A 6,392-nucleotide genomic window follows, 5' to 3' on the forward strand; every position below is an offset into this window, starting at 1 on the left:
GCCGCGTCCGCGGCGCTGGCCGAAGCCGGCCTGAATCCGCGGCTGATCGTGGACGCCAGCCACGCCAACAGTGGCAAGAGCCACCACCGCCAGGCCGAGGTGGCGCTGGAGATCGCCGCGCAGGTCGAAGCTGGCGGCAGCGCCATCGCCGGCCTGATGCTGGAGAGCTTCCTGGTGGGCGGGGCACAGAAACTGGAGGTGTCCCAGGACGGCGGGGGAGCGGCGTTGGTTTACGGGCAGAGTGTCACGGATGCCTGCATGGAGTGGGACGTCACGGCGGATGTGCTGGCCCAGCTGGCGTCGGCCGCGGGGAACCGCGCCACGAAAGCGGCCCGAGGGTAAAAGGCCGTGCTTGGTTAAAATGCTTAAGCTACAGTGTGCACTTTCACTTTTGCCACAACAGCCTCTAAAGTATCTAGGAAGACGGTTGTTGGGGCGGGGCAAGGCGGCACGCCGCCGGTGTTGCTTACAGTAAAGGAACAGTGCGTAATGGCTGACGAGAACAATTTCTCGAGTGTGCGCTTCTTGACGGTGTCGGAAGTGGCCGCGGTCATGCGCGTGTCCAAGATGACCGTTTACCGCTTGGTGCATTCGGGCGAGATGCCCGCCGTGCGCTTTGGACGTTCCTATCGGGTGCCCGAATCGGCCGTGGAGGAGTACCTGCGCGGCGCCGTGATCGACCGGGAGACCGGGACGGCCTGACGCTCCGGAGCGGGCCGGCTGCCGTCCGACGGTCAAAGCGGGGGGCGCGGAGGCGGTACCCTGTTAAGGAACGTTTTACGTCATCGTCGAAAACCGTGAGTTGACGTGTGCCCCGCCGGGCACCGGCAGCTGACGAAACTATCAGTGAATGAGGGACTCGTGGGTTCAGTTATCAAGAAGCGCCGCAAGCGTATGGCCAAGAAGAAGCACCGTAAGCTGCTTCGCAAGACCCGTCACCAGCGCCGCAACAAGAAGTAGGACCGACAACCGGTTCCCTTTTCTTCCAAGGCCCGCCAGGAAACTGGCGGGCCTTGTGCCGTTAACCGGTTTTCATCCCCGCCGGCGTGGGTCCGGCCGTTACGCCGCCGGTCGCCGGAATCTGTTGACCCCGCGCCAGAGACCGTAGACCGCGCCGGCACCGGTGGCGGCCTTGAGACCCAAGGTGGCCGCCCGCCGGCCGCTCCTGTAGTCGTAGACCGGCCAGTTGTTCTCCCGGGCGTGCCGGCGCAGCCTGGCGTCCGGGTTGATCGCCACCGGGTTGCCCACCAGGGTCAGCAGCGGGACGTCGTTGTAGGAGTCGCTGTAGGCCCAGCAACGCGCCAGGTCCATGCCTTGGCGGATGGCCAACTCCTCGACCGCGACAGCCTTGGCCGGCCCGTGCAGGATGTCCCCGATGAGTCGTCCGGTGTAGGCACCGTCTTCGGTTTCACCCACCGTGCCCAGGGCGCCCGTCAGGCCCAGCCGGTCGGCGATGACGGCGGCCACTTCAACCGGCGTGGCCGTGACCAGCCAGACCTTGCGGCCCACCCGCAGGTGTTGGTCCGCCAGGGCCCTGGTTCCGGGCCAGATCTTGGAGGCGATGACTTCGTCGTAGACCTCGTCGCCCAGTTGTTTGACGTCGTCGCTCAGCAGGCCGGTGGCAAGGGCCAGTGCCGTGTCGCGGATCGACTGGATGTCCTTGAGGTTCTCACCCCGCATCAGGAAGCGGGCCTGTTTGAAGCCGAAACCGGCAGCGTCGCGCATCCGGAAGGCGCCGCTCTGGTACATCTTGCGGGCCACGTGGAACAGGCTGGCGCCGCGCATCAGGGTGTTGTCGACGTCGAAAAATGCCGCTTCCGTCCCCGGGTCCGTGGAGACCGAGGCGCGCTGTGCATGGCCGGCGGCGGTCTTGGGCATGCTTCGAGTCTAACGAGGCGCCGGAGATTGTCCGTTCAGCGCCACCGGCCGCTACCGTGGAAGGCATGAGTGGATCCGACACGCGCCCCGGGCACGAACTGGTGCTGCTGACCAAACCCGGCTGCCATCTGTGCCAGGCGGCACGGGAGACCGTCGGGGGCGTTGCGGGGGAGCTCGGTCTCGCCTGGGAAGAGAAGAACATCCTCGAGGACCCCGAGCTCGAACGGCGCTTCGCCGAGGAGATCCCCGTGGTCATGATCGACGGCGTCCAGCGGGACTTCTGGCACATCGATCCGGACCGGCTGCGACGGCTGCTCACACAGTAGTCCGGGGCGGCCCGGCCGGCGTCACAGGAGTTGGAGAGCGGCGCGGGGGAGCTTAATCTTGGGGGGACACAAGCCTGCGGTTGGACAGCCGCCGGCGGCACCCAGGACCCGGAACGGCTGGAAACGGCACGGCCGGAGCCCCGCAGCAGGCATCGGAGCGACAACAGTGACCCACCTCCCGGATACCGAGGCTGCCAAGCCATCCGGCCACGAGATCCCGCCGGCCGCGCTCGCACGCCTGACCATCTACCTCCGGGCCCTGAATTCGCTGGTGTCCGAGGGTACGGAACGCATATCGTCCGAGCAACTGGCCGAGGCCGCCGGCGTGAGCCCGCCCACCCTGCGCAAGGACCTTTCCTACCTCGGGTCGTTCGGTACCCGCGGCGTGGGCTACGACGTGCGGCTGGTCGGCCAGGAGATTGCCGCGGCCCTGGGGCTCACCCAGGACTGGAAAGTCGCGATTGTCGGCATCGGCAACCTGGGCCGGGCCCTGGCCGGCTACTCCGGATTCACCACCAAGGGCTTCGGAGTCGTGGCGCTCTTCGACGCGGATCCGCAGGTCGTCGGGTCGGAGGTCTCCGGGATGCGCGTCAGCCCGATCGGTGACTTGGAACTTATCCTGCGCCAGACCGGCACCAACATGGCGGTCCTGGCCGTGCCCGCCGGTGCGGCCCAGGGGCTCTGCGACCGGCTCGTCGAAGCCGGCGTCACGAGCATTCTCAGCTTCGCGCCGGCGGTGTTGCAGGTTCCGGCATCCGTGCAGTTGCGCAAGGTGGACATGGCCACCGAACTGCAGATCCTGGCGTACCACGCGCAACGGGCGCAGGCGACGGAGCACGGCTGAACACTGCTGCGCCCCGCCGGGTTCCGGCCGTCAGGCGGCCGGAACCCGCTCCCGGTCAGCGGCCGTAGACGCCGAACTTGTGCGCCTTGGTGGCCTGGAAGAACCTGTTCGACGCCGGCAGGAACAGCAGCACGATCGCCGCGATGCCCAGCAGCACGGACAAGGTGCCGAACCAGATGTTGAAGAGTCCGAACAGCGAGAGCGCGGCGAACACCGCGCCGGTGATGCGGGCCCAGTTCTTGCCCGCCTTCACGCCGAAGGCCACCATCAGGTACAGCCCGACGGCGATCACCGCGGTGATGACGATGAACACTCCTGCCGTACCCCTCATCATTTCCGCCAGCTCGGCGTCGGAGAACTGGCCGCCCTGCTCGCCCAGGGCTTCGCGGACCGACGGGTCGTTGAGCACCATCGCCATGGTGCCGTCCAGGTTCGCCAGTTCCGTCAGCATTTCAATGGCGGTCAGCACGGCGGCAGCAATGATCAACCAGAAGGCAATGACGACCTCGCGCGGCGCCGTGGGTTTGGCGGCGGTCTGCGCCTGCCCGCCGGGGTAGCCGTACTGGCCGGGCACGGCGTTCTGGTAGCCGTACGGGGACTGCCCGTACTGCTGGCCGTACGGGGGCTGTCCCTGCTGGCCCTGGCCGTACGGCTGCTGCCCGTACTGTTGTCCATACTGGGGTCCGGACTGCGGCGGGTTCTGCCCGTACTGCGGGGCGTTTTGCCCGTAGGGAGGCTGCTCCGAGCCGGGCTGCTGAGGCGCGTTCTGGCCGTATTGCGGCAGGTTCTGCCCGTACCGGGGCTGTTCCTGGCCTCCGGGCCGGCCCTCCCCGTCACCGGGCTGGTTCGGTTCGTTTACTGGGGTGCTCATGGCCGGTTCCTTTTCATCTCATCCACACGGGTCGCCCTCGGTCCGGCAGGCCTGCGCGCCGGCCGCAGAGGTGCTTGGCAGCTGTTAAGGCAACACTACAATGCAGGCCAGTGCCGCGGCGGTCGGCCGGAAGGATGATTTTCTTCCCGGGCAGGCAGCGGGGCCAGACACTACACCCCCACGGGCGGACAGCGGGGCTTTTGGGCAAACACCGGCGGTTTGAGACACTTGTACCCATGCCCGAAGCTACCGTCCACCTGCTCCGCCACGGCGAGGTCCACAACCCCGGCCGCGTGCTTTACGGCAGGCTGCCGAGCTTCAGGCTGTCCGCGCTGGGCCAGGAAATGGCCGAGTGTGCCGCCGGCTACTTTTCCGAACGCCGCGACGACGGCGCCAGGATCAGCTACCTGGTGGCCTCGCCGTTGACCCGGGCCCAGGAGACCGCGGCCCCGACCGCCAAGGCCCTCGGCCTCGAGATCGTCACCGACGAGCGGATCATCGAAGCCGAGAACCACTTCGAGGGGCTGGCGGACATCCGCTCGCACCTGAACCAGCCCCGGCACTGGCCGCACCTCTACAATCCCTTCCGGCCGTCCTGGGGGGAGCCGTACGCGGCGCAGGCCGCCCGGATGCGCGAGGCCATCGACGACGCCCGCCGGATAGCCGTGGAACGCGGCGGGGAGGGCGCCGAGGCGGTCCTGGTCAGCCACCAGCTCCCCATCTGGGTGACCCGGCTGGCCGCCGAGGGCAAACGGCTCTGGCATGATCCCCGCCGCCGCCAGTGCACGCTGGCCTCGGTGACTTCCCTGGAGTTCGACGGCGGCCGCCTCGCCGGGGTGCGCTACGCCGAGCCGTGCGCCCACCTCCTGCCCGGTGCGGCGAACCTGCCCGGAGCATAATAGAATTACTACGCGTTGTAGAAGTGGGACACCCCCAACCCCACGAAGAAAAGTGTGACTGTGACTGCCGATAACCCCCGTTCGTTCAATCGCCGTACCGCGTTCAAAGTCGGTGCGGGGCTGCTGGGCGCCCTCTCGCTCGCCGCGTGTTCCGTCGAGGATCCGTTGGCCCAGCAGGCCAACGCCGGCGACAACAAGAACTACATCGCCGGCGACGGCTCGGTCACCGAGTACGCGCCCGACTCGCGCGGCGAACCCGTCCAGCTGACCGCCAAGCTCTTCGACGGCACCACCGTCGATGCGGCCGACTGGGTCGGTCAGGTGACGGTCCTTAACTTCTGGTACGCCTCCTGCGCGCCCTGCCGGCTGGAAGCTCCGGACCTGCAGGCGTTGAGCGAGGAATTCGCCGACGGCGCCCGGTTCTACGGCGTCAACATCCGGGACGAGCGCCCCACGGCAGAGGCCTTCGAGCGCAACTTCGGGGTGACGTACCCCAGCTTCATGGACAAGAACGGCGACGTCCTGCTGGCGATGACCGCCTACGTGCCCCCGCAGGCCGTCCCCACCACGCTGGTGCTGGACAAGGAGGGCCGCGTCGCCGCCCGGATCCTGGGCGTGGCGGACAAGGGCACGCTCCGGGCCCTGATTAAAGACGCAGTGGCCGCCTAGCAATGGGGTGGGCGACGGCCGCGCTGCCGATGACTGTGGGCGGCGCCTTCGGCGACACGGTGCTCAACGGCTCCGTGCTGCTGGCAATCCCCGTGGCCATGTTGGCCGGGCTGGTCTCCTTCCTGTCCCCGTGCGTGCTGCCGCTGGTGCCCGGCTACCTGGGCTACGTCACCGGCCTGACCGGCGTGGATCTTGAACGCCAGCGCCGCGGCCGGATGTTCGCCGGCATTGGTTTGTTCGTGTTGGGCTTTTCCATCGTCTTCGTGATCATCGGGGCGATCTTCGGCCAGCTCGGGGCCTGGTTGAAGGGAAGCGAAGCCGGCTGGGTCACCCAGGTGCTGGGCGTCGTCGTCGTCGCCATGGGCATCATCTTCATGGGCGGGCTGTCCTACTTCCAGCGGGACCGCAAGATCCAGTCGCGGCCGCCGGCCGGGCTGTGGGGGGCACCGGTCCTCGGCATGACGTTCGGGCTGGGCTGGGCGCCCTGTATCGGCCCCACCTTCTCGGCCGTGCAGGCGCTGGCCTACTCGGGCGGCGCCGATGCGGCCAAGGGTGCGTTCCTGGCCTTCGTGTACTGCCTGGGACTGGGGGTTCCGTTCCTGCTGATCGCGCTCGGCGTGCGGCGGGGGATGGGCGCCATGGCGTTCTTCCGCCGGCACCGGTTGTTCCTGCAGCGGGCCGGCGGCGCCATGCTGGTGGTTTTGGGCCTGCTGATGGCCAGCGGGTTATGGGGAGACTGGGTGACGCAATTGCAGGACTGGTTTGCAAATGAAGTGAGGCTCCCGATCTGATGAGTCAGACACCCGAAGGCGCTGGACGCCACGACCAAGCCGATGCCCCCGCAGCGGCCGGACCGGGGACGGATCGCGGCGGCCGGACCGTGAAGGACCGCAGGCCCGCCGACG

The 6,392-nt window shown here is 67.9% G+C and carries 9 protein-coding genes and 1 pseudogene; 8 read left to right on the forward strand and 2 right to left on the reverse strand.

Annotation, left to right across the window (positions count from 1 at the left end; translation table 11 throughout):
• The 3 genes and pseudogenes from AC5RUJ_RS09085 to AC5RUJ_RS09095 form a co-directional block, all read left to right on the forward strand.
• Positions 1 to 342: pseudogene (locus AC5RUJ_RS09085) on the forward strand (3-deoxy-7-phosphoheptulonate synthase); the annotation flags it as partial.
• A 147-nt stretch (positions 343 to 489) separates the two neighbouring features.
• On the forward strand, positions 490 to 702 hold the full coding sequence (locus AC5RUJ_RS09090; protein WP_493978048.1) for a helix-turn-helix domain-containing protein: 213 nt from the start codon (positions 490 to 492) through the stop codon (positions 700 to 702).
• Positions 703 to 861: 159 nt separating this feature from the next.
• Positions 862 to 960, forward strand: a complete 99-nt coding sequence (locus AC5RUJ_RS09095) for a 30S ribosomal protein bS22 (RefSeq protein ID WP_003792170.1) — start codon at positions 862 to 864, stop codon at positions 958 to 960.
• Between the two features lie 99 nt (positions 961 to 1,059).
• Here AC5RUJ_RS09095 and AC5RUJ_RS09100 read toward each other — a convergent pair whose 3' ends face one another.
• Positions 1,060 to 1,878, reverse strand: coding sequence for an HAD family hydrolase (locus AC5RUJ_RS09100; RefSeq protein ID WP_494012829.1), 819 nt, complete (start codon positions 1,876 to 1,878; stop codon positions 1,060 to 1,062).
• Between the two features lie 65 nt (positions 1,879 to 1,943).
• On the opposite strand from AC5RUJ_RS09100, the gene AC5RUJ_RS09105 reads away from it, so the two are divergent.
• Together AC5RUJ_RS09105 and AC5RUJ_RS09110 are read left to right on the forward strand one after the other, a co-directional pair.
• Positions 1,944 to 2,204 (forward strand): glutaredoxin family protein, encoded by a 261-nt coding sequence (locus AC5RUJ_RS09105; RefSeq protein WP_494012828.1) that lies wholly within the window; start codon positions 1,944 to 1,946, stop codon positions 2,202 to 2,204.
• 166 nt (positions 2,205 to 2,370) lie between these two features.
• A complete protein-coding gene (locus AC5RUJ_RS09110; protein ID WP_494129074.1) occupies positions 2,371 to 3,048 on the forward strand; it encodes a redox-sensing transcriptional repressor Rex in 678 nt (225 codons plus the stop codon).
• 55 nt (positions 3,049 to 3,103) lie between these two features.
• Here AC5RUJ_RS09110 and AC5RUJ_RS09115 read toward each other — a convergent pair whose 3' ends face one another.
• Positions 3,104 to 3,919 carry a hypothetical protein gene (locus AC5RUJ_RS09115; protein ID WP_494129073.1) on the reverse strand — a complete coding sequence of 272 codons (816 nt, stop codon included), beginning with the start codon at positions 3,917 to 3,919 and terminating at the stop codon, positions 3,104 to 3,106.
• Between the two features lie 236 nt (positions 3,920 to 4,155).
• Between AC5RUJ_RS09115 and AC5RUJ_RS09120 the strand changes: the two genes are divergently transcribed.
• The 3 genes from AC5RUJ_RS09120 to AC5RUJ_RS09130 are packed head-to-tail and all read left to right on the forward strand — an operon-like array spanning position 4,156 to position 6,278.
• On the forward strand, positions 4,156 to 4,818 hold the full coding sequence (locus AC5RUJ_RS09120) for a histidine phosphatase family protein (RefSeq protein WP_494129072.1): 663 nt from the start codon (positions 4,156 to 4,158) through the stop codon (positions 4,816 to 4,818).
• 54 nt (positions 4,819 to 4,872) lie between these two features.
• Positions 4,873 to 5,487, forward strand: coding sequence for a TlpA family protein disulfide reductase (locus AC5RUJ_RS09125; RefSeq protein WP_494129071.1), 615 nt, complete (start codon positions 4,873 to 4,875; stop codon positions 5,485 to 5,487).
• Positions 5,488 to 5,489: 2 nt separating this feature from the next.
• On the forward strand, positions 5,490 to 6,278 hold the full coding sequence (locus AC5RUJ_RS09130) for a cytochrome c biogenesis CcdA family protein (RefSeq protein WP_494000626.1): 789 nt from the start codon (positions 5,490 to 5,492) through the stop codon (positions 6,276 to 6,278).
• Positions 6,279 to 6,392 lie beyond the last annotated feature (114 nt).

The sequence above is a fragment of the Arthrobacter sp. Y3223164 genome, assembly GCF_059091005.1.

What these genes read in the sequence shown, in the direction of transcription:
- AC5RUJ_RS09090 (WP_493978048.1), top strand. Translation starts at nt 490, where the DNA reads ATGGCTGACGAGAACAATTTCTCGAGTGTGCGCTTCTTGACGGTGTCG.
- AC5RUJ_RS09130 (WP_494000626.1), top strand. Translation starts at nt 5,490, where the DNA reads ATGGGGTGGGCGACGGCCGCGCTGCCGATGACTGTGGGCGGCGCCTTC.
- AC5RUJ_RS09105 (WP_494012828.1), top strand. Translation starts at nt 1,944, where the DNA reads ATGAGTGGATCCGACACGCGCCCCGGGCACGAACTGGTGCTGCTGACC.
- AC5RUJ_RS09115 (WP_494129073.1), bottom strand. Translation starts at nt 3,919, where the DNA reads ATGAGCACCCCAGTAAACGAACCGAACCAGCCCGGTGACGGGGAGGGC.
- AC5RUJ_RS09120 (WP_494129072.1), top strand. Translation starts at nt 4,156, where the DNA reads ATGCCCGAAGCTACCGTCCACCTGCTCCGCCACGGCGAGGTCCACAAC.
- AC5RUJ_RS09100 (WP_494012829.1), bottom strand. Translation starts at nt 1,878, where the DNA reads ATGCCCAAGACCGCCGCCGGCCATGCACAGCGCGCCTCGGTCTCCACG.